Origin of the sequence: Micromonospora sp. NPDC000089, from assembly GCF_042899365.1 — a bacterium.
Taxonomy (GTDB): domain Bacteria; phylum Actinomycetota; class Actinomycetes; order Mycobacteriales; family Micromonosporaceae; genus Micromonospora.
Genome location: NZ_JBIAZT010000008.1, coordinates 23,225 through 41,586, shown reverse-complemented (window position 1 = coordinate 41,586; position 18,362 = coordinate 23,225). Strand labels below are relative to the sequence as shown.

Annotated in this window: 20 protein-coding genes and 1 pseudogene; 10 read left to right on the top strand and 11 right to left on the bottom strand. The window is 75.5% G+C overall.

Features of this window, described 5'->3' with window-relative positions:
* Positions 1-35: 35 nt before the first annotated feature.
* Positions 36-734, top strand: coding sequence for an HAD family hydrolase (locus ACFY3U_RS16550; protein WP_387201667.1), 699 nt, complete (start codon positions 36-38; stop codon positions 732-734).
* A 27-nt stretch (positions 735-761) separates the two neighbouring features.
* Here ACFY3U_RS16550 and ACFY3U_RS16545 read toward each other — a convergent pair whose 3' ends face one another.
* Together ACFY3U_RS16545 and ACFY3U_RS16540 are read right to left on the bottom strand one after the other, a co-directional pair.
* On the bottom strand, positions 762-1,229 hold the full coding sequence (locus ACFY3U_RS16545) for a hypothetical protein (protein WP_387202249.1): 468 nt from the start codon (positions 1,227-1,229) through the stop codon (positions 762-764).
* 134 nt (positions 1,230-1,363) lie between these two features.
* The gene (locus ACFY3U_RS16540; RefSeq protein WP_387201664.1) at positions 1,364-2,233 is read right to left on the bottom strand and encodes a PhzF family phenazine biosynthesis protein; all 870 of its coding nucleotides are present in this window, start codon (positions 2,231-2,233) and stop codon (positions 1,364-1,366) included.
* 33 nt (positions 2,234-2,266) lie between these two features.
* On the opposite strand from ACFY3U_RS16540, the gene ACFY3U_RS16535 reads away from it, so the two are divergent.
* The 3 genes from ACFY3U_RS16535 to ACFY3U_RS16525 all read left to right on the top strand — a co-directional run bounded on the left by ACFY3U_RS16535 (position 2,267) and on the right by ACFY3U_RS16525 (position 5,458).
* Entirely contained in the window at positions 2,267-3,550 is a 1,284-nt protein-coding gene (locus tag ACFY3U_RS16535) for a magnesium transporter MgtE N-terminal domain-containing protein (RefSeq protein ID WP_387201661.1), read from the top strand.
* Positions 3,543-4,169, top strand: coding sequence for a DUF1003 domain-containing protein (locus ACFY3U_RS16530; protein ID WP_387201657.1), 627 nt, complete (start codon positions 3,543-3,545; stop codon positions 4,167-4,169). The genes ACFY3U_RS16535 and ACFY3U_RS16530 overlap by 8 nt, the downstream gene beginning before the upstream one ends.
* Before the next feature lie 140 nt (positions 4,170-4,309).
* On the top strand, positions 4,310-5,458 hold the full coding sequence (locus ACFY3U_RS16525; RefSeq protein ID WP_387201654.1) for an Mrp/NBP35 family ATP-binding protein: 1,149 nt from the start codon (positions 4,310-4,312) through the stop codon (positions 5,456-5,458).
* A gap of 47 nt (positions 5,459-5,505) precedes the next feature.
* Here the strand turns inward: ACFY3U_RS16525 and ACFY3U_RS16520 are convergent, their stop codons facing one another.
* Together ACFY3U_RS16520 and ACFY3U_RS16515 are read right to left on the bottom strand one after the other, a co-directional pair.
* Positions 5,506-5,931 (bottom strand): preprotein translocase subunit TatB, encoded by a 426-nt coding sequence (locus ACFY3U_RS16520; RefSeq protein ID WP_387201651.1) that lies wholly within the window; start codon positions 5,929-5,931, stop codon positions 5,506-5,508.
* 75 nt (positions 5,932-6,006) lie between these two features.
* Positions 6,007-7,332, bottom strand: a complete 1,326-nt coding sequence (locus ACFY3U_RS16515) for a trypsin-like peptidase domain-containing protein (RefSeq protein WP_387201648.1) — start codon at positions 7,330-7,332, stop codon at positions 6,007-6,009.
* A 290-nt stretch (positions 7,333-7,622) separates the two neighbouring features.
* Between ACFY3U_RS16515 and ACFY3U_RS16510 the strand changes: the two genes are divergently transcribed.
* On the top strand, positions 7,623-8,195 hold the full coding sequence (locus ACFY3U_RS16510; protein WP_387201645.1) for an O-methyltransferase: 573 nt from the start codon (positions 7,623-7,625) through the stop codon (positions 8,193-8,195).
* A gap of 16 nt (positions 8,196-8,211) precedes the next feature.
* Here the strand turns inward: ACFY3U_RS16510 and ACFY3U_RS16505 are convergent, their stop codons facing one another.
* Both ACFY3U_RS16505 and ACFY3U_RS16500 read right to left on the bottom strand, forming a co-directional pair.
* Positions 8,212-9,693, bottom strand: coding sequence for a leucyl aminopeptidase family protein (locus tag ACFY3U_RS16505; RefSeq protein WP_387201643.1), 1,482 nt, complete (start codon positions 9,691-9,693; stop codon positions 8,212-8,214).
* 147 nt (positions 9,694-9,840) lie between these two features.
* Positions 9,841-10,008, bottom strand: a complete 168-nt coding sequence (locus tag ACFY3U_RS16500) for a DUF3117 domain-containing protein (protein ID WP_007455245.1) — start codon at positions 10,006-10,008, stop codon at positions 9,841-9,843.
* Between the two features lie 190 nt (positions 10,009-10,198).
* Between ACFY3U_RS16500 and ACFY3U_RS16495 the strand changes: the two genes are divergently transcribed.
* The 4 genes from ACFY3U_RS16495 to ACFY3U_RS16480 are packed head-to-tail and all read left to right on the top strand — an operon-like array spanning position 10,199 to position 14,427.
* The gene (locus ACFY3U_RS16495; RefSeq protein ID WP_387201641.1) at positions 10,199-11,017 is read left to right on the top strand and encodes a PaaX family transcriptional regulator C-terminal domain-containing protein; all 819 of its coding nucleotides are present in this window, start codon (positions 10,199-10,201) and stop codon (positions 11,015-11,017) included.
* Between the two features lie 4 nt (positions 11,018-11,021).
* Positions 11,022-11,813, top strand: a complete 792-nt coding sequence (locus tag ACFY3U_RS16490) for an enoyl-CoA hydratase/isomerase family protein (protein ID WP_387201638.1) — start codon at positions 11,022-11,024, stop codon at positions 11,811-11,813.
* A gap of 58 nt (positions 11,814-11,871) precedes the next feature.
* On the top strand, positions 11,872-13,170 hold the full coding sequence (locus ACFY3U_RS16485) for a DUF1800 family protein (RefSeq protein ID WP_387201635.1): 1,299 nt from the start codon (positions 11,872-11,874) through the stop codon (positions 13,168-13,170).
* A gap of 18 nt (positions 13,171-13,188) precedes the next feature.
* Positions 13,189-14,427: a DUF1501 domain-containing protein gene (locus ACFY3U_RS16480; protein ID WP_387201633.1), complete on the top strand. Its 1,239-nt coding sequence runs from the start codon at positions 13,189-13,191 to the stop codon at positions 14,425-14,427.
* Between the two features lie 10 nt (positions 14,428-14,437).
* On the opposite strand, the gene ACFY3U_RS16475 is transcribed toward ACFY3U_RS16480, so the two are convergent.
* The 4 genes and pseudogenes from ACFY3U_RS16475 to ACFY3U_RS16460 form a co-directional block, all read right to left on the bottom strand.
* Positions 14,438-15,022, bottom strand: coding sequence for a hypothetical protein (locus ACFY3U_RS16475; RefSeq protein WP_387201630.1), 585 nt, complete (start codon positions 15,020-15,022; stop codon positions 14,438-14,440).
* Positions 15,019-15,615 carry a DNA-3-methyladenine glycosylase I gene (locus ACFY3U_RS16470; protein WP_387201627.1) on the bottom strand — a complete coding sequence of 199 codons (597 nt, stop codon included), beginning with the start codon at positions 15,613-15,615 and terminating at the stop codon, positions 15,019-15,021. Before ACFY3U_RS16470 ends, ACFY3U_RS16475 begins: the two co-directional genes overlap by 4 nt.
* Positions 15,616-15,655: 40 nt before the next feature.
* Positions 15,656-16,168, bottom strand: a complete 513-nt coding sequence (locus tag ACFY3U_RS16465) for an SRPBCC family protein (RefSeq protein WP_387201624.1) — start codon at positions 16,166-16,168, stop codon at positions 15,656-15,658.
* A 367-nt stretch (positions 16,169-16,535) separates the two neighbouring features.
* Positions 16,536-16,941 (bottom strand): annotated as a pseudogene (locus tag ACFY3U_RS16460) (DivIVA domain-containing protein); the annotation flags it as partial.
* A gap of 154 nt (positions 16,942-17,095) precedes the next feature.
* Here ACFY3U_RS16460 and folP point away from each other — a divergent pair.
* Complete coding sequence (gene folP, locus ACFY3U_RS16455) at positions 17,096-17,965, top strand: dihydropteroate synthase (RefSeq protein WP_387201620.1); 870 nt, start codon at positions 17,096-17,098, stop codon at positions 17,963-17,965.
* 14 nt (positions 17,966-17,979) lie between these two features.
* Here the strand turns inward: folP and ndhC are convergent, their stop codons facing one another.
* Positions 17,980-18,357, bottom strand: coding sequence for an NADH-quinone oxidoreductase subunit A (gene ndhC / locus ACFY3U_RS16450; protein WP_387201617.1), 378 nt, complete (start codon positions 18,355-18,357; stop codon positions 17,980-17,982).
* Between the last annotated feature and the right edge of the window lie 5 nt (positions 18,358-18,362).

The window sequence follows — 18,362 nt, the reverse complement described above, 5'->3', positions numbered from 1 at the left end:
GCCGACGACCCTCGACGTCCGGAGGCGCCATCCGCATGCCCCGTTTCCAGGCGGTGCTGTTCGACTTCTTCGGCACCCTCACTCAGGGTGTCCGTCGGGGCGCCGCCCACCGCGCCACGGCCGAGCTGCTCGGCTGCCCGCTCGATGCCCTCGCCGCGGTGCTCGACCGCAGCTACTACCAGCGGGCCGCCGGCCGCTACGGCACCGCCGAGGCGACCCTGCGCTGGGTCTGCGCCCAGGCCGGCGTGCATCCCTCCGACGAGGCGTTGCGCGCCGCGGTCGCCTCCCGTCACCGGGCGGTACGCGCCGACACCCGACTGCGCGCGGACGCCGTACCCACGCTGGCCGCGTTGCGCGCCCGGGGCGTCCGTACCGCCCTGGTCAGCGACTGCACCCACGAGCTGCCGGCCTTCCTGCCGCAGCTGGCGATCGCCCCGCTGCTCGACGCGCGGGTCTTCTCCGTCCAGGTGGGCCGGTGCAAGCCCGACCGGGCGCTCTATCTGGCCGCGTCCCGTCGGCTCGGTGTCGCCCCGCGCGCCTGCCTCTACGTCGGCGACGGCGGCAGCCGGGAGCTGACCGGCGCCCGCCGGGCCGGGATGACGGCCGTCCGGCTGGCCGCCCCCGATCTGGCCGGACATCTCGTCTTCGACGCGGAACGCGGCTGGGAGGGCCTGGTGGTCCGCTCGCTGGGCGAGGTCGTCGAGCTGGTCGACCCGGTCCCGGCCGGCCGCTGAGGGACGGCCGGCGCGGCGGGTCGGCGGTCAGCCGCGGCGGCGGACCCGGTGCAGCCGGAACGGTTTGCGGGTGGCCCGGACGACCGGGGCGCCGCGCGGCGGCTCGGCCAGCGCGCCGTCCGGCAGGGCGGCGCCCGCGTCGGGGGCGCCGGCCGGCGTGAGCCGGGTGAGCGCGCAGTCGTCGGCCGCCCAGCGGGCCACCAGGTCGGCGGTCGGGCCGGGCGCGTTGAGCCGCTTCGCGGCCACCAGCGGGGCGGCGTTCTCCCAGCCCTCGGTGCCCGGCCGCACCCGGGTCACCCGAGCCGGCCAGCTGACGATCCGGCCGCCGTGGTCGCCCCGCAGGCTCACCCGGGCGTCGGTCGCGTCCGCCAGCCCGGGCGCGGCCTGCTCGCCGGGCCCGCTCACCACGAACAGCGACCCCTCCAGGGGTACGCACCACAGCGCCCGCGCCGGCCCGTCGGCGACGCTCACCCAGGCGATCGCGGCCTTCTTCATCGCCTCGTCGACCAGCGGCGTCGTCTCGGGGGCGTCCAGCTCGTCCGTCACACCGGCATCCTCTCGTACCCGCGCCCGCCCGTCCCGCCGACGACGCGGCTCGCCGGGTGGTGGTCGGCCCCCGGCGCGTGGCCTCACCCGACGAACGGCGGGACCATGATCTCGCCCCGGGCCACCGGCACCACCTGGCCGGCGACGGTGGCGCCGACCGCCGCCCCACCGAGCGCGGTCACCGTGCAGGCCAGGTCGGACGGCCGGTGGATCTCCACCCCCTGACGGACCGCGTACGACGAGGTGCCGTCGCCGGGCAGCAGCCCGCTGGCGACCAGCCAGACGCCCAGCCCGAGGGCGGCCGAACCGGTCGCCGGGTCCTCCGGGACGCCCAGCCCCGGCACGAAGACCCGGGCGTGCGCGGTTTGCGCGTCGGCGTCCCAGGAGAAGACGCTGACGTGCTCCACCCCGTACCGCTCCGCAGCCGCCGCGTTCACCCGGGCGCGGGCCACCGCGTCCGGGCGTACCGGGAGGTAGGGGAACTCCAGCCCGCAGCCGGCCACCCGGGGCGCGGGGCCGGCGTGGTCGGCGGCGGTGAGGCCGGCCATCTCCAGCAGCGGCTCCGGGTCGAGCTCGGGCCCGAGGGTGGGCGAGCCACCGGTCAGCGTGGCGCCGCCGTCGGTCACCTCGATCGGCAGCACCCCCGCGCCGCACTCCTGGGTGATGCTGCCCACACCGAACATCCCGCGCCGGCTCGCGGTGACGGCGGCCCCGACGCTCGGGTGCCCGGCGAACGGCAGCTCGTCCGCCGGGGTGAAGATCCGGGCCCGGTAGGTCGCGCCGACCTGCGTGGGCGGCAGCACGAACACCGTCTCGGACAGGTTGAACTCCAGCGCCAGCGCCTGCATCTGCTCGGTCGCCAGCCCCTCGCCGCCGAACACGACGGCGAGCGGGTTGCCCGCGAACGGGCGGTCGGTGAAGACGTCCACGATCTCGTAGGCCAAGGTCGACATGGTCCTAGACACTAGGCCCTTAGGCTGGTGCCCGTGAGCACGCCGAACCGGGTCTACATCGCACGACTCGCCGGAGTCGCCGTCTTCGACCCCAACGGCGACCAGGTGGGGCGGGTCCGCGACGCCGTCGCCCGGATCCGGCCGACCCAGCGCCCGCCCGAGGTGGTGGGCCTGGTGGCCGAGATGCCGATGCGCCGGCGGATCTTCCTGTCCATCAACCGGATCACCTCCATCGACGCGGATGCGGTCGTGCTCGGCAGCGGCACCCTCAACCTGCGCCGCTTCGAGAAGCGCCCGAACGAGCTGCTCGTGCTCCAGGAGCTGCTGGACCGCCGGGTCCAGCTGGATCCCGGCGGCCAGCCGGGCAGCGTCGTGGACGTGGCGATGGAGTGCAGCCGGGGCGGCGAGTGGTCGCTGGGGCGGGTCGCCGTCCGCGAGCAGGCCAGCCGGCTGACCCGGCGCGGCCACCTGCACCAGGTCGAGTGGGACCGGGTGCGCGGCCTCAGCGGCATCGCCGACAACCGGGGTACGGCCAACCTGCTCGCCGTGCTGGAGGACATGCGCCCGGCCGACCTGGCGAACGCCCTCCAGGACCTGCCGGACACCCGCCGCAACGAGGTGGCCGCCGCCCTCGACGACGAACGCCTCGCCGACGTGCTGAGCGAGCTGCCCGAGCACGACCAGGTGGAGATCCTGGCCGCGCTGGACCGGGAGCGCGCCGCCGACGTGCTGGAGGAGATGGACCCGGACGACGCGGCCGACCTGCTCAACGAGCTGCCGCCGCCGGAGCAGGACGTGCTGCTGGACCTGATGGAGCCGGGCGAGGCCGACCCGGTCCGCCAGCTGCTGAAGTACACCTCCGGCACGGCCGGCAGCGTGATGACCTCGGAGCCGGTGATCCTGCCGCCGGACGCCACGGTGGCGGAGGCGCTGGCCCGGATCCGGGAGGAGCAGCTCTCCCCGGCGGTGGCCGCGCAGGTCTTCGTCACCCGCGCCCCGCTGACCACCCCCACCGGCCGCTACCTGGGCATGGTCCATTTCCAGCGGCTGCTCCGCGAGCCGCCGGCCGACCTGCTCGGCGGTGTGGTGGTCAACGACATCGACCCGCTGCGGGCGGCCACCCCGCTACCCGAGATCACCCGCCGGATGGCCACCTACGACCTGGTCGCCATGCCGGTCGTGGACGGGAACAACCGGCTGGTCGGCGCGGTCACCGTGGACGACGTGCTGGACCACTCGCTGCCGTCGGACTGGCGGGACCGGGACTCCGCCCCGGCGCCGACCACCGACGACGGGGCGGACGACGCGGATGGCTGACCAGCGGCGGGCCGAGCGGCTGGACCAGCCGCGCGAGCCCCGGGGCGTGAGGTTGCCCCGCTTCGACCCGGAGGCGTTCGGCCGGTGGTCCGAGGGCATCGCCCGGGGCATGGGCACGGCGAACTTCATCGTCTACATGACGGTGGTCATCGCCGCCTGGTTCCTGTGGAACACCCTGGCCCCGCCGAACCTGCAGTTCGACCCGTACACCTTCACGTTCCTGACCCTGGTGCTGTCGTTGCAGGCCTCGTACGCGGCGCCGCTGATCCTGCTGGCCCAGAACCGGCAGGCGGACCGGGACCGGGTGTCGCTGGAGGAGGACCGGCGACGGGCGACCATGCAGAAGGCGGACACCGAGTACCTGGCCCGGGAGATCGCCGCGCTGCGGATCGCCATGGGCGAGGTGGCCACCCGGGACTTCCTCCGCTCCGAGCTGGCCCGGCTGGCCGAGGAGCTGGACGAGGCGACGCAGCGCCGGCAGAAGCTGGAGCGCCGGCAGCAGGAGCGCGCCCAGCGCAGCGGGGAACCGCTCGACGAGCCGCGCGACGACCTGGACGGCGACTTCTCCCCCGGCGGCCGGCCGGACGGCCTGGCCCGGGACGGCCGAGCGGAGGGCTGACCCCGGCCCCGGGCGGGCGCGCCGGGTGGTCCGTCCGCGGCCGTCCGGTTCCGCCGGATGGCCGGCGGGCGTCATCGTTTCGCTCACACCGGGTGCCGCCAGCGGCGGGAGCGGATACCGGCCGACGTAGCATTGCGAGCATGTCAGCACCCGTCAGCACCATCTCCGACGCGATTCAGGCCGCCCTGGCCACCGTCAACGACCCGGAGATCCGCCGGCCGATCACCGAGCTGGGCATGGTCCGCTCCGCCGAGATCTCCGACGACGGCGTCGTCCGGGTGGAGCTGCTGCTGACAGTCGCCGGCTGCCCGCTGAAGGACAAGCTGCGCACCGACATCACCGCCGCCGTGGCCGCCGTCCCCGGCGTCACCGGGGTCGAGATCGACTTCGGCGTGATGAGCCCGGAGCAGCGCCAGGGCCTGCAGGCGAAGCTGCGCGGCGGCGGCGCCACCGAGGAGCCGGTGATCCCGTTCGCCCAACCCGGCTCGCGGACCCGGGTGTACGCGGTGGCCAGCGGCAAGGGCGGGGTGGGCAAGTCCAGTGTCACGGTGAACCTGGCCGCCGCGTTGGCCGCCCGCGGCCTCTCCGTCGGCGTGGTCGACGCGGACATCTACGGCCACTCGGTGCCCCGGATGCTCGGCGCGGACGGCCGTCCGACCCGGGTGGAAGACATGATCATGCCGCCGCAGGCACACGGCGTGAAGGTGATCTCGATCGGCATGTTCACCGCCGGCAACGCGGCCGTGGTCTGGCGCGGCCCGATGCTGCACCGGGCGCTACAGCAGTTCCTCGCCGACGTCTACTGGGGCGACCTGGACGTGCTCCTGCTCGACCTGCCGCCGGGCACCGGCGACGTGGCGATCTCGCTGGCCCAGCTGCTGCCGAACTCCGAGATCCTGGTGGTGACCACCCCGCAGGCCGCCGCCGCCGAGGTGGCCGAGCGGGCCGGCGCGATCGCCCTGCAGACCCACCAGCGGGTGGTCGGAGTCATCGAGAACATGTCCTGGCTGGAGCTGCCGGACGGCTCCCGGATGGAGCTCTTCGGCGCCGGCGGCGGGCAGTCCGTGGCCGAGTCGCTGAGCCGGACGATCGGCGCCCAGGTGCCGCTGCTGGGCCAGATCCCGCTGGACACCCGGGTCCGTGAGGGCGGCGACGCCGGCAACCCGATCGTGCTGGCCGAGCCGGAGTCCCCGGCCGCCACCGCGCTGGGCTCGATCGCCGACCGGCTGGCCCTGCGCCGCGAGTCCCTCCTCGGCAAGCCCCTCGGCCTCAAGCCCACCGCCCGCTGACCTCAGCCAACCTCTCTCTGCCGCCGCCCCTCGGGCGCGGGGGGGGGTCAGGTGGCGTCGTCGTAGCTGGGGCGGGGAGCCGGGGCGCTGGGGGCGCCGCCGGTGGTGGTGGCGGGGCGGCGGGGGGTGCCCCGCAGGTTCGCGGCGTCGGCCACCGACTTGAGCTCTCCGTGGACGTCCGTGACGTCGGCCCGGAGGTTGTCGTAGACGCCCTGCAGCGGCTTCCGGATCGCCTGCTCGTCCTCCTCGCTGAGCAGGTGCTTGCGGATGAACGCCTTCGGGTGCAGGTCCTCCAGCTGGATGTCGGTGCCCAGCTCGCGGCTGAGGTCGCCGGTGGCATTGCGGGCCATGTTCCGCAGGTTGCGCACCATCCGGAGCCCGTCATTGATCACCGCGGGCAGCCGGTCACCGAAGATCAGCAGCGCCAGGAGCAGCAGAGCGCCGACCTCCCACATGTTCAGGTTCTCGAACACCGCTGGTCCTCCTCTGGGGGCGTCAGACCAAGACTACGCACGTCGGACGGCGCGCCGGGAGGGGGTGACCGGCCCTCACTTGGCGTCCGCGGCGAGCGTCACCGAGGCGTTTTGCTTGTCCGCGCCGCGGCGGTACTCGATCGTCACCACCGAGCCGGGCGCGTACTTGCGGACCAGGGCGATCAGGTCCGTCGGGTCGGTCATCGGCCGGCCGTTGAGCTTCAGGATCACGTCCCCCGCCCGCAGGCCCGCGCCGGCCGCCGGCCCGGCCGCGTCGACCGACGCCAGGCGTACGCCGGAACCGGCCGTGGTCGCCGACCCGACGCCGCCGACCTGGGCGCCGATCACCGTACGGCGGGCCTTGCCGGTGCCGATGATGTCCTGGGTGACCCGCTTCGCCTGGTTGATCGGGATGGCGAAGGCGAGGCCGATGTTGCCCGCCTCCTGCCCCTCGGAGACCAGCGACTTGATCGTGGAGTTCACCCCGATCACCCGGCCCGCCGAGTCGACCAGCGGGCCGCCGGAGTTGCCGTGGTTGACCGCCGCGTCGGTCTGGATCGCCGCGTAGTACCGCACCGGCCCGCCGGGCTCGCCGGCCTGCATCGTCCGGTCCAGCGCGCTGATGATGCCGGCGGTTACCGTGTTCGCCAGGGACAGCGGCGAGCCCATGGCGAGCACCGGGTCGCCGACCGCGAGCGCGTCCGAGTCGCCGAACTCGACCGGGCGCAGCCCGCTGCGGTTGTTCACCTTGATCACCGCGATGTCCGACTCCGGGTCCTGACCGACCACGGTCGCCGGGGCGGTGCTGCCGTCGTTGAAGATCACCGAGGCCTTGCCGGGGCCGCCGGAGACCACGTGGTCGTTGGTAATCACGTGCCCCTCAGCGCTGACGATGAAGCCGGAGCCCTCGCTGGTGCCGGCCAGACTGGCCACCCGTACGGTGACCACGCTGGGCAGGACCTTCTCGGCGACGCCGGCGAGTGACTCGGGGCGGCGCTGGGCCAGCGCCGGCGCGTCCGTGGGCCGGGCGCCGAGGGCCACCCCACCGGCGGCGCCGCCGCGCACCGCGAAGGCGTACCCGAGGGCGCCGCCCAGGCTGCCCGCGAGCACCGCGACGATCAGCGGGATCACCAGCAGTTGGCGCAGCGGTGGCCGGGTCGCGGCGTCCGGGTCGGTGACCGGCTCCGGCGCGGTGCCGGGTGCCGGGGCGGTCGGCACGACCACCGCGGCCGGCGCGTACGGGTCCCGCCAGGGATCGGCGAGCGCGTCGGACCACCACGGCGAGGACGCCCCGCCCGGAGCACCCGCCGTCGGCGGACCCCCGGTCGGCGGTCCCGCCGATCCCGCGCTGCCGTCGGGCCGGCGCCAGTCCCAGCCGTCGGTCACGTCGGTGCCTCCCACATTCGTCCCCGGCCTCCCCGGTCGCGGCGGCAGGGGAACCGGCGCGGAGCGAGGGGTACCGCATCCAGGATTGCACGGATGCGCCGAGTCGACTCGGCTCTTACCCGGCGTGATCGTCGTCGGTGGACGCGCGGCTGCACGCTGCGGGCGCCGCCTCTAGGCTCATACCGCCAACCCGCCCCTCGCAACACTCCGCCGCCCGGAGGTGTCCCATCGCCACGGTCGCCAGTTCCGGCCATCCGACGGCACAGGCGCTGCAGCTCGCCGAGTCGTACGTCGGCGAGGACCTCGTGCTGCGCACCGCCCGCAGCCTCGCCCGCGAGGTGGGGCTGGAGGCGGTCGCCCCGGGGGCCGGCGCGGCGTTGCGCCTGCTCGCCGCCGCCGGCAACGCCCGCGCGGTGGTGGAGATCGGCACCGGGACCGGGGTGAGCGGGGTCTGGCTGCTGCGCGGGATGCGCGCCGACGGGGTGCTCACCACCATCGATCTGGAGGTCGAGCACCAACGGATCGCCCGCCGGATCCTGCTGGAGGCCGGCTTCCCGCCCGGCCGGACCAGGATCATCACCGGGCGGGCGCTGGACGTGCTCCCCCGGCTCGCCGACGGGGCGTACGACCTGGTCTTCGTGGACGCCGAGCCGGCCGGCTTCGCGGCGTACGTGGACGCCGCGCTGCGGCTGCTGCGGCCCGGCGGGGTGCTCGCCCTGCACGGCATCCTGGCCGGCGGCCGGATCGGCGACCCGGCCGCCCGCGACCCGGACACGGTCACCGTCCGGGAGACGATCAAGGCGCTGCGCGAGTCCGAGCACTGGACGCCGGCCCTGCTGCCGGTCGGCGACGGCCTGCTGGCGGCGGTCAAGTGCTGACCGCCCGGCCGACAGCTCAGTCCAGCGTCGCCAGCCAGCGCAACAGCCCGCGTACGCCCCAGCCGGTGGCCCCCTTCGCCAGCTCGGCGTCGTCGCCGTCGGCCCAGGACGGCGCGGACATGTCGATGTGCAGCCAGCGGTCCCGCAGGTCGCCGGTGAACTCGCGCAGGTAGAGCGCGGCCAGCACCGAGCCGGCGCCCTGGGCCGGCGAGCTGTGCAGGTCGGCCAGGTCGCTGCCGAGGTGCTCGACGTAGTCGGCGGGCAGCGGCATCCGCCAGGCGGCCTCGCCGGCGCTGTCGATCGCGGCCAGCAGGTCGGCGGCGAGCCGGTCGTTCTCGCTGTAGAGGGCGCCGTGCCGCTTGCCGAGCGCGACCGCGTTGGCGCCGGTCAGGGTGGCCAGGTCGACCAGCAGGTCGGGCCGCAGCTCCGCCACGGCGTACGCGAGGGCGTCGGCGAGCACCAGCCGGCCCTCGGCGTCGGAGTTGGTGGTCTCGCTGGTCACCCCGCCGTAGTGCCGCACGACGTCGCCCGGGCGGAACGCCGAGCCGCTGACCATGTTCTCGGCCAGCGGGGCCAGGCAGGTGATCCGCACCGGCAGCCGCAGCGCGGCCGCGCCCAGGGTGGCCGCGACGACCGCGGCGGCGCCGGCCATGTCCTTGCGCATCAGCTTCATCGCCGGCACCGGCTTGATCGAGATGCCGCCGGTGTCGAAGGTGATCCCCTTGCCGACCAGGACCACGTGGGTACGCGCGTCGGCGGGCCGCCACTCCAGCTCGACCAGGCGCGGGGCGCTGGCCGAACCGCCACCGACGGCGAGGATGCCGCCGAAGCCCTCGGCCGCCAGCTCCTCGGGGCCGCGGACCCGCAGGTGCAGGTCGGGCTGGTCGGCCGCGGCGGCCGCCACCTGCTCGGCGAACCACTGCGGGTTCTTCACCGAGGAGGGGGTGTTGGTCAGGTCCCGGGCCAGCGAGGTCATCCGGGCGGTGGCGCCGGCGGCGTCGAGCGCGCCGGCGTACCCGTCCGGGTCGGCGACGAGCAGGTCCACCTCGGCGAGCGCGGGCGGCTCGGCGTCGGTCATCCGGAACCGGTAGCCGCCGAGCAGCAGCCCCTCGGCGAACGCCCGGACGGCGTCCTCACCCAGCCCCGGCGGCAGGGCCACCGTGACCTGCGTCTCATCGGCGGCGGCCCGGCTCAGTGCTGCCCCGGCGGTACGCCAGGCCCGGTCCGCACCGTCACCGACGCCGAGCAGCACCAGCCGGCCGGGGGTGCCGGCCGGGCGGAGGTGGATCAGGGTCTCGCCGGCCCGCCCGGTCGACCGGGCCACCGGCAGCAGCGCGGTGGCCTCGGCCAGCACCTCCGGCGGCACGGCCGGGCCGGTCGACGCCAGCGTGGCCGGAGATTCCCCGGACGCCGTCGCGGAAGAGTCGCCGGACGCGGAGACGGGCAGGACGAGGGTGTCGAGCCGGTCGGTACCGGCCGTCAGACGGATCGCGAGCACGCTGGACCGTACCTCCGGAAATGATCGTGGTGCGGGAGGTCGGCGCTCCCGCGCGGCGTAGGACGGCCCTGAGCCACCGGCCTCAGCCGGTGGCTCAGGGTCTGACGAACCGTCCCTGCGGCGGATGCCGCGTGAACCGTCGATCGCTCAGCCGGCGGCCGCCTTGAGCGCGTCACCGAGCGCGTTGGCCTCGTCGGGAGTCATCTCGACGACGAGCCGGCCACCGCCCTCCAGCGGGACGCGCATGACGATGCCCCGGCCCTCCTTGGTGACTTCCAGCGGACCGTCGCCCGTCCGCGGCTTCATCGCCGCCATGTTGTCTCCCCTCAGACCTGTATCAGGGTCGGTGGGTTGCCCCACAGCCACTTCGTCACGACCACCCGCAAGGTGCACGGAGGTGTCGACCAACGATTTTCCCTGATGAACACCGCCGGACCCAAACCGAAGCAGCATTGATGTAACAGCATCTAGCTTATCTTGGATAGGCCTGTCACAATGTGCGGTCATGCAGGCACGGTCGGCACTCTTCGACCTGTACGGCGACCACCTCCGGTCCAGGGGCGGCCGCGCACCGGTCGCCGCCCTGGTCAAGCTGCTGGCACCGCTCGGGGTGGCGCCCCCGGCGGTGCGCACGGCGGTCTCCCGGATGGTGCGTCAGGGCTGGCTGGACCCGCTCCGGCTGGCCTCCGGACCGGGATATTCGATCACACCCAAAGCGGCCCGCCGGCTCGACGAGGCGGCGGCCCGGATCTACCGCACCGGCCGGATCAGCTGGGACGGCCGGTTCGACCTGTTGGTGCTGCAGACCCCGACCGCCCGCCGGGACCGGCAGCGGCTCGCCGCCAACCTCGGCTTCCTCGGCTACGGCACGCTGGACGAGCACACCTGGGTGGCCACCCGGGCCAGCGAGGACGTCGACGTCCTGCTGGAGGAGGCCGGGGTCAGCTATGAGCGGTTCACCGCCGCGCACGCCGCCGGCACGCCCGGCGCGATGGGCGTCGTCCGCCGGGCCTGGGACCTGGTCGAGATCGGCCAGGCGTACGAGCGGTTCGTCGCCGAGCAGCGCCCGTTGCTGGCCGGGGTGACCGTACGCAGCAGCGACGAGGACGCGTACGCGGCCCGGTTCCGGCTGGTGCACGCGTGGCGTACCTTCCTCTTCCGGGACCCGCAGCTGCCGCCGGCACTGCTGCCCGAGCGCTGGCCCGGCACCGCCGCGGCCAGCTTCTTCGACCGGCACGCGGCCCGGCTGCGGCCGGCCGCCGACCGGTACGTCGAGCAGTGCCTCGACGCCGGCAACCGCCTCGCCCGACAGAAGGGTCGTTAGAACCGTGACCGAGCCGCTGCTCGTCGACCGCACCGACGCCGTGGTCACCCTGACGTTGAACCGCCCCACGGCGATGAACTCGCTCGACGTGCCGCTCAAGGAGGCGCTCCGGGACGCCCTCGCGGAGTTGGAGACCGACCGGTCCTGCCGGGCGGTGGTGCTGGCCGGTGCCGGCAACTCGTTCAGCGCGGGTCAGGACCTGCGCGAGCACGTGCAGACCCTGGAGTCCTCCGCCGCCAACCCGCTGGACACCGTCCGGGCGCACTACAACCCGATCGCCGCCCGGCTGGCGAACCTGCCCAAGCCGGTGGTGGCCGCGGTGCGCGGGATGGCCGCCGGGGCGGGCGCCTCGCTGGCCTTCCTGGCCGACTTCCGGATCGGCGGGCCAAAGACCCGGTTCCTGATGGCCTTCGCCGGGGTGGGGCTGGCCGCCGACACCGGCGCCTCCTGGACGCTGCCCCGGCTGGTCGGCCACGCCAAGGCCGTCGAGCTGCTGATGCTGGCCGAGCCGGTGAGCGCCGAGGACGCCTGCCGGCTCGGGCTGCTGAACACCCTGGTCGACGACGACGAGAAGGTGCTGCCCACCGCGCAGGAGCTGGCCGCCCGGCTCGCCGCCGGGCCGACCGTGGCGTACGGGGCGATCAAGCGGCAGCTGTCCATCGCCGACGCCGGCACCCTGGCCGACGCGCTGGCGGCCGAGGCGCAGGCCCAGGCGATCTGCGGCGCCACCGCCGACCACCGGGCCGCCACGGCGGCCTTCGTGAACAAGCAGAAGCCGGTCTTCGAGGGGCGCTGAACGCGTTCCGCACCGCGGCCTGACACTCCTCGAACATCGGCCGCCTAGCCTCGGCGGCATGACTGACCGGGAAGCGGTGGCGCACCTGCTGCGCCGCGCCACGTTCGGCCCCACCGCCGAGGAGGTCGACGCCGCGCAGCGCGACGGTGTCGACGCCACCCTCGACCGGCTGCTCGCCCCGGTCGGCACCGACCGGGGCGCGGCGGCCACCCCGCCCCCGTCGCTCGGCGCCGACCCGTACGCGAGCCTGCCGAAGCAGCCCAGCCGGGAGGACCGGCAGCGGGCCAACCAGCAGCGGCGGGCGCAGGTGCTGAAGCTGACCGACTGGTGGCTGGACCGGATGGTCGCCGCCGACCACCAGCTCACCGAGAAGCTGCTCTTCTTCTGGCACGGGCACTGGGCGACCAGCGTGCAGAAGGTGAAGTCCGCCGGCCTGATGCTCGGCCAGCTGGAGACGCTGCGGACGCACGCCGCCGGCCCGTTCGGCGCGCTGGTCGCCGCGATGGTCCGCGACCCGGCACTGATCGTCTGGCTGGACGGCCAGAAGAACACCCGCAAGGCGCCGAACGAGAACCTGGCCCGCGAGCTGATGGAGCTGTTCACCCTCGGCATCGGCAACTACTCCGAGGCCGACGTGAAGGCCGGGGCGCGGGCGCTGACCGGTTGGACGGTGGACCGCCGGACCGGGGCGGCCCGCTTCCAGGCCAACCGGCACGACCCGGCACCCGCCACCATCCTCGGCGTGACCGCCCCCTTCGACGCCGACTCGTACGCCCGGCTGCTGGCCGACCGCCCGGAGGCCGGCCGGTTCGTCGCCGCCCGGCTCTGGTTCCGCTTCGCCGGCCCGGCGGCGCCCGCGCCGGACGGGCTGGCCGGCCCGGACACCCGGGCCACCCTGCGCACGGTGCTCACCGCCGGAGCGTTCGGGCAGACCCGCGACACGCTGGTGAAGCAGCCGGTGGAGTGGACCGTCGGCGCGCTGCGCCAACTGGGCATCCGGCCCTCGGCGTTGACCGAGCAGCGCCGCCGGCAGCTGCTCGCCGGGCTGAACGGAATGGACCAGGTGCCGCTGCGGCCGCCCAGCGTCGGCGGCTGGCCGGCCGGCACCGCCTGGCTGAGCACCTCCTCGCTGCAGGCCCGACTGCGCACCGCCAACCTGCTGGCCGCCGCCGTGGCGCCGCCCGTGCTGGCCCGGCTCACCGCCGCCCCGCCCGCCGGCCGGCCGGACGCGCTGGCCCGGCTGCTCGTCGTCGACCGGTGGAGCGACCGCACCCGCGCCGCGCTGACCCCGCTGGCCGGCGAACCCCGCAAGCTGCTCGCCGCCGGGCTGGTCAGCCCCGAGTACACGGTCAGCTGACCGGGAGGGACGACACCGATGGACACCGTGACCCGACGCCGGTTCCTGATCGCCAGCGGGGTGGCCGGCGCGGCCGCCCTCGCCGCCGGGGCCACCGCGTACGGCCTGGACGACCTGCTCGCCACCGCCGGCGACCGGGACCCGGACGCCCGCACCCTGGTCCTGGTCACCCTGTACGGCGGCAACGACGGCCTGAACACCGTCATCCCGTACGCCGACCCCGCGTACCGGGCCGCCCGACCGGAGCTGGCGTACCAGCCGGAGCAGGTGAAGCGGCTGGACGACACCGTCGGCCTGAACCCGGCCCTGGCCGGCCTGCACGGGCTGCACGAGGCCGGCCGGCTCGCCGTGGTCCGCGGCGTCGGCTACCCGAAGCCGGACCGCAGCCACTTCCGGTCGATGGACATCTGGCAGACCGCCCAGCCCGACCGCCCCGGCACCACCGGTTGGCTGGGCCGCTGGCTGGACCGGGCCGGCGGCGACCCGCGGCTGGCCGTCTCGTTCGAGCCGGCGTTGCCGCCGCTGCTGGCCGGGGAGCGCAGCGCCGGCGCCGCGGTGCCGGTGACCGAGCGCAAGGCCGCCAAGGGGCTCACCGACGCCACGCTGGCCGCCTTCGCCGCCGCCGGCGCGGACGACACCCCGGCGCGGGCCCGGGCCGCGGCGTGCTTCGCCGACCTGCGCTCGGTGGACGAGATGATCCGGGACGTCCGCGACGGCGGGGCGGGCGAGCCGGACCCGGACGGCGAGCAGGCGCCGGCCACCGCGACCGGCGGGGCGCGTACCCCGCTCGACGCCCAGCTCGACCTGGTCGCCCAGTGCGTGGAGGCCGGGGTGGCGACCCGGGTGTTCTCGGTCTCGCTGGGCGGCTTCGACACCCACGCCGACGAGCGGCAGCTGCAGGAGGTGCTGCTCGGCCAGCTGGACCGGGCGCTGACCGGCTTCGCCGAGCGGATGTCCCGCACCGAGGCCGGCCGGAAGGTGGTGGTCGCGGTCTACTCCGAGTTCGGCCGGCGGGTGAAGGCGAACGCGTCGGACGGCACCGACCACGGGACCGCCTCGAACGTGCTGCTGCTCGGCCCCGGGGTGCGCGGCGGGGTGTACGGCGCCGCGCCCAGCCTCACCGACCTCGACGACGGCGACCTGAAGTTCACCGTCGACTTCCGGGACGTCTACGCCACCCTGCTGGAGTCGGTGCTGGAGACCGACCCGGGGGCGGTGCTCGCCGGCTGGCGCGGGCGGCTCACCGGCGTGCTGTAGGCCGGGCCGGTCAGTCGTCCTCCTCCGGATCCTGGTTGGCCTCGGCACCGAGCACGAACGCCTGCATCGCCAGCTCGTCGCCGGACGGCGAGACGAAGGCCGGCAGCTCGGCCGGGCCCAGCTCCTGCACGTACGCCCAGAACAGCCGGACGGCCTCGGCCCGCGACTCCGCCTCGATCGGCAGGTCCAGGCTGACCAGCCAGGTGCGGCGCGGGGCGGGCGGGCCGAGCCGCTCGGTCAGCTCGCGGTAGGCGGTCGGGTCGAGCGGGGTGACCGGCCCGGTCAGCTCGACCCGGTCGGCCGGCGCCGGCGCGTCGAAGGACCGCCGGGTGTACGCCACCAGCACCGAATCCGCCCCCGCCCGGGCGACCCGGCCGAGCGCCACCAGCCGGGGCGGCGCCTCGACCAGCACCGCCACCGGGTCGCCCACGCCCGGGCGGGGCCCGTCGGCCGGGGCGGGCAACTCGACGGTGTCGTGGTGGACGAGGCGCTCGGCGTCGTGCCGCCCGGCCGGCAGCAGCACCGCCCAGGCGCCGTCGCCCCGGGTGCCGCCCGCGTCGAGGGTGCCGCCGGTGCGGTGGTCGGTTGCGGTCATGCCCCCATCCCATCACGGGCCGGCGCCGGCGCGACGTGGCAGCCCGCGAGGTGGTCGTCCACCATCCCGGTGGCCTGCATCAGCGCGTACGCCGTGGTGGGGCCGACGAAGCGGAAGCCACGCTTCTTGAGCGCCTTGGCCAGCGCGGTGGACTCCGGGGTCAGGGCGGGCACCTGGGCGAACGCCTCCGGCCGGGCGGCCCGGGGCGGCGGAGCGTACGACCACAGCAGCGCGGAGAGCCCCTCGGGCAGCTCGGCGGCGGCGCGCGCGTTGGCGATCGCCGCCTCGATCTTGGCGCGGTTGCGCACGATGCCCGCGTCGGCGAGCAGCCGGGTCACGTCCGCCTCGCCGTAGCCGGCGACCCGGTCGACCCGGAAGTCGTCGAAGGCCAGCCGGAACGCCGGGCGCTTGCGCAGGATGGTCAGCCAGGACAGGCCGGACTGGAACGCCTCCAGGGTGAGCCGCTCGTAGAGGGCGTCGTCGCCGTGCAGCGGCCGGCCCCACTCCTCGTCGTGGTAGACGGCGTAGTCGGGGGTGCTCGATCCCCAGGCGCAACGGGGCAGGCCGTCGGCACCGGTCACCAGGTCAGTCACGGCGTCCAGGCTAGGCCAGACGGGTGACAGCGAGCCGGCTTCAGGGCAGGCGGCCCTGCTCGACCAGCCGGGCGAACTTCTTCAGCGCCAGCGTCAGGCTGGCCTTGGAGCCGGGCCAGAGCAGCGGCCAGGCCACCCGGCCGGCCGGCCCGCCGGGCAGGTGGAACCACTCGTGCCAGACCACCTGGGTGCGGTCCCGGGCGAGCGGGGTGCAGCGCATCACCCCGGGGCCGCGCAGCAGCTTGCCGCAGTGCACCACACCGACCTCGTACGGCGCGTCGACCCGGACCACCCGCATCTCGTCCCGGACCACGGCCGGCCCGAGCGCGGTGACCGCCTCGACCAGGCTGCCCTCGCCGCCGTCGCCCTCGACCACCCGCACGGTGGTGAACGGGATCCAGTCGGACTGCCGTTCCCAGGCGGTGAGCGCGGCGAAGACCCGGGGCGCCGGGGCGTCGACGATCACCGTGGCGGTGAACTCGCCCGCGCCGGGCTGGGCCGCCTCGTCCAGGCCCTCGCCCTGGCCCGGGCGCTCGCCGGCCGGGCCGGTCACACCGCCTCCGTGCGGGCCACCGCGCCGGGCCGCTCGTCGATGCGGGCGTCCGCATCCTCGTCGTCCTCGTGCTCGGCCCCGGCCGCAGCGGCGTCGCCGGACGCCCCGGCGCCGGGGTGGCCGTCGCGGGCCGGGTCGAGGGCCGGCCGCAGCGGCTCCACGCCGTCCGGCGGGGCCGTCGCCCCGGTGTTGGTGTCCCGGGGAGTGCCGGCATCGACGGCGGGCGCGGCGGCGGCCGGCGGGCGCGGCGGGCGCGGCGGCAACCCGGCCGCCGGATCGGGTCGGGCCGGGCCGGCGTCGAGCTCGGCCGCGTCGCGGGCGTCCGACGAGCCGGTGTCGTCCGTCAGGTCGATCAGCCCGGGCACGCCGCCGGCCGTCGCCGGGGCGGTAACGGCCGCCGGGGCGGGGGTCGGCCCGGCGGCCGCCTCGCGCGCCCGGCGCAGCGCGTCGGCCTCCTCGGCGCGCCCCTCGCGCAGCGCCGCGATCTCCGCCTCCAGCACGCCGATCAGCTCGGACTTGTAGCCGATGTCGTACGCCGCCCGGCGCATCGCCTCGTCGACCTGGGCCATCCGGTAGCCGCGCAGCGCGGTGTCGAAGCGGACGTCCCCGACGTCCGCCTCGCGCAGCGGGCGGGTGCCCGGCAGCGGGACGGCGCGACCGTCCGGCTCGGCCGGCGCCAGCCCGGGATCACGCCCGGACACCAGCACCGTCACCCCGAACACCACCGCCGCCACGGTCAACGCGACGACGAGCACGAGCAGAAGCTGACCCATGGACAGATCGTGGCACGGGGACCGGCCCCGGAGCGACCCCAACGGCTCGGCTCGTCGTCGGTTGCCGGTCACGTACCGCCCGGCCGGCCGCGCGGACCACCGGATAGCGTCGTTCCCGGCCGGGCCAGCCGGCCGGCGACGGGTGGGAGGCGGCATGGCCGGGGTGCTGCGGCTCGGCAGGCGGACGTTCGCGCCGGGCGAGCCGGCGGTGATGGCGATCGTCAACCGGACCCCGGACTCGTTCTTCGACCGGGGGGCGACCTTCGCGCAGGACAGCGCGCTGCGCGCGGTGGAGCGCGCGGTCACCGAGGGCGCGGAGATCATCGACATCGGCGGGGTGAAGGCCGGCCCGGGCGACGAGGTGGACGTGGCGGAGGAGATCCGCCGGACGGTGGACACCATCGCCGCGGTGCGGGCCGCGTTCCCGGATGTGGTGATCTCGATCGACACCTGGCGGGCCGAGGTGGCGGTGGAGGCGGTCGCGGCGGGCGCCGACCTGCTCAACGACACCTGGTCGGGCGCGGACCCGGCGCTCGCCCGGGTGGCCGCCGAGACCGGCGCCGGGCTGGTCTGCTCGCACGCCGGCGGGCTCACGCCGCGGACCAGGCCGCACCGGGCGGCCTTCACCGACGTGGTCGCGGACGTGGTCGCGACGGTGACCGGGCTCGCCGAGCGCGCGGTGGCCCTGGGGGTACGCCCCGACGGCATCCTGATCGACCCGGCGCACGACTTCGGCAAGAACACCCGGCACTCGCTGGAGATCACCCGCCGGCTGGGCGAGCTCACCGACACCGGTTGGCCGCTGCTGGTGGCGCTGTCGAACAAGGACTTCATCGGCGAGACGCTCGACCTGCCGGTGCCGGAACGGCTGGAGGGCACCCTCGCCGCGACTGCGGTCTCCGCCTGGCTCGGCGCCCGGGTGTTCCGCGCCCACCAGGTGCTGCCCACCCGTCGGGTGCTGGACATGGTGGCCGCGATCCGCGGCGACCGCCCGCCCGCCGCCACCCGGCGCGGCCTGGCCTGAGCGCGCGGCGCGGGTCAGGTCCAGCGGAGGATGCGCTTGCGCCAGGCGTAGAGGATGCCGAGGGCGACCACCGCCACGAAGACGGCCATCTCGGCGACCGTGACCAGCCCGAAGCCGGGCCGGTCGAAGACCACCGCCCAGGGGAAGAGGAAGACCGCCTCGACCGCGAACAGCACGTAGAGGTAGGCGTACACGTAGTAGCGGATCTGCATCTGCGCCCAGTCGCCGCCGACCGGGTCGAGCCCGCACTCGTAGCTGCTCCGTTTGCCCGGGGGATCGGCCGGACGGCCGGGACGTAACATCCGGTTGGCCGAGAACGCCGTAACAAAGAAGAGCACGGCGGCGAGCAGCAACAGCCCGAGCGTCGCGTACGAGCCCAGGTAACCGGTCACGGTGG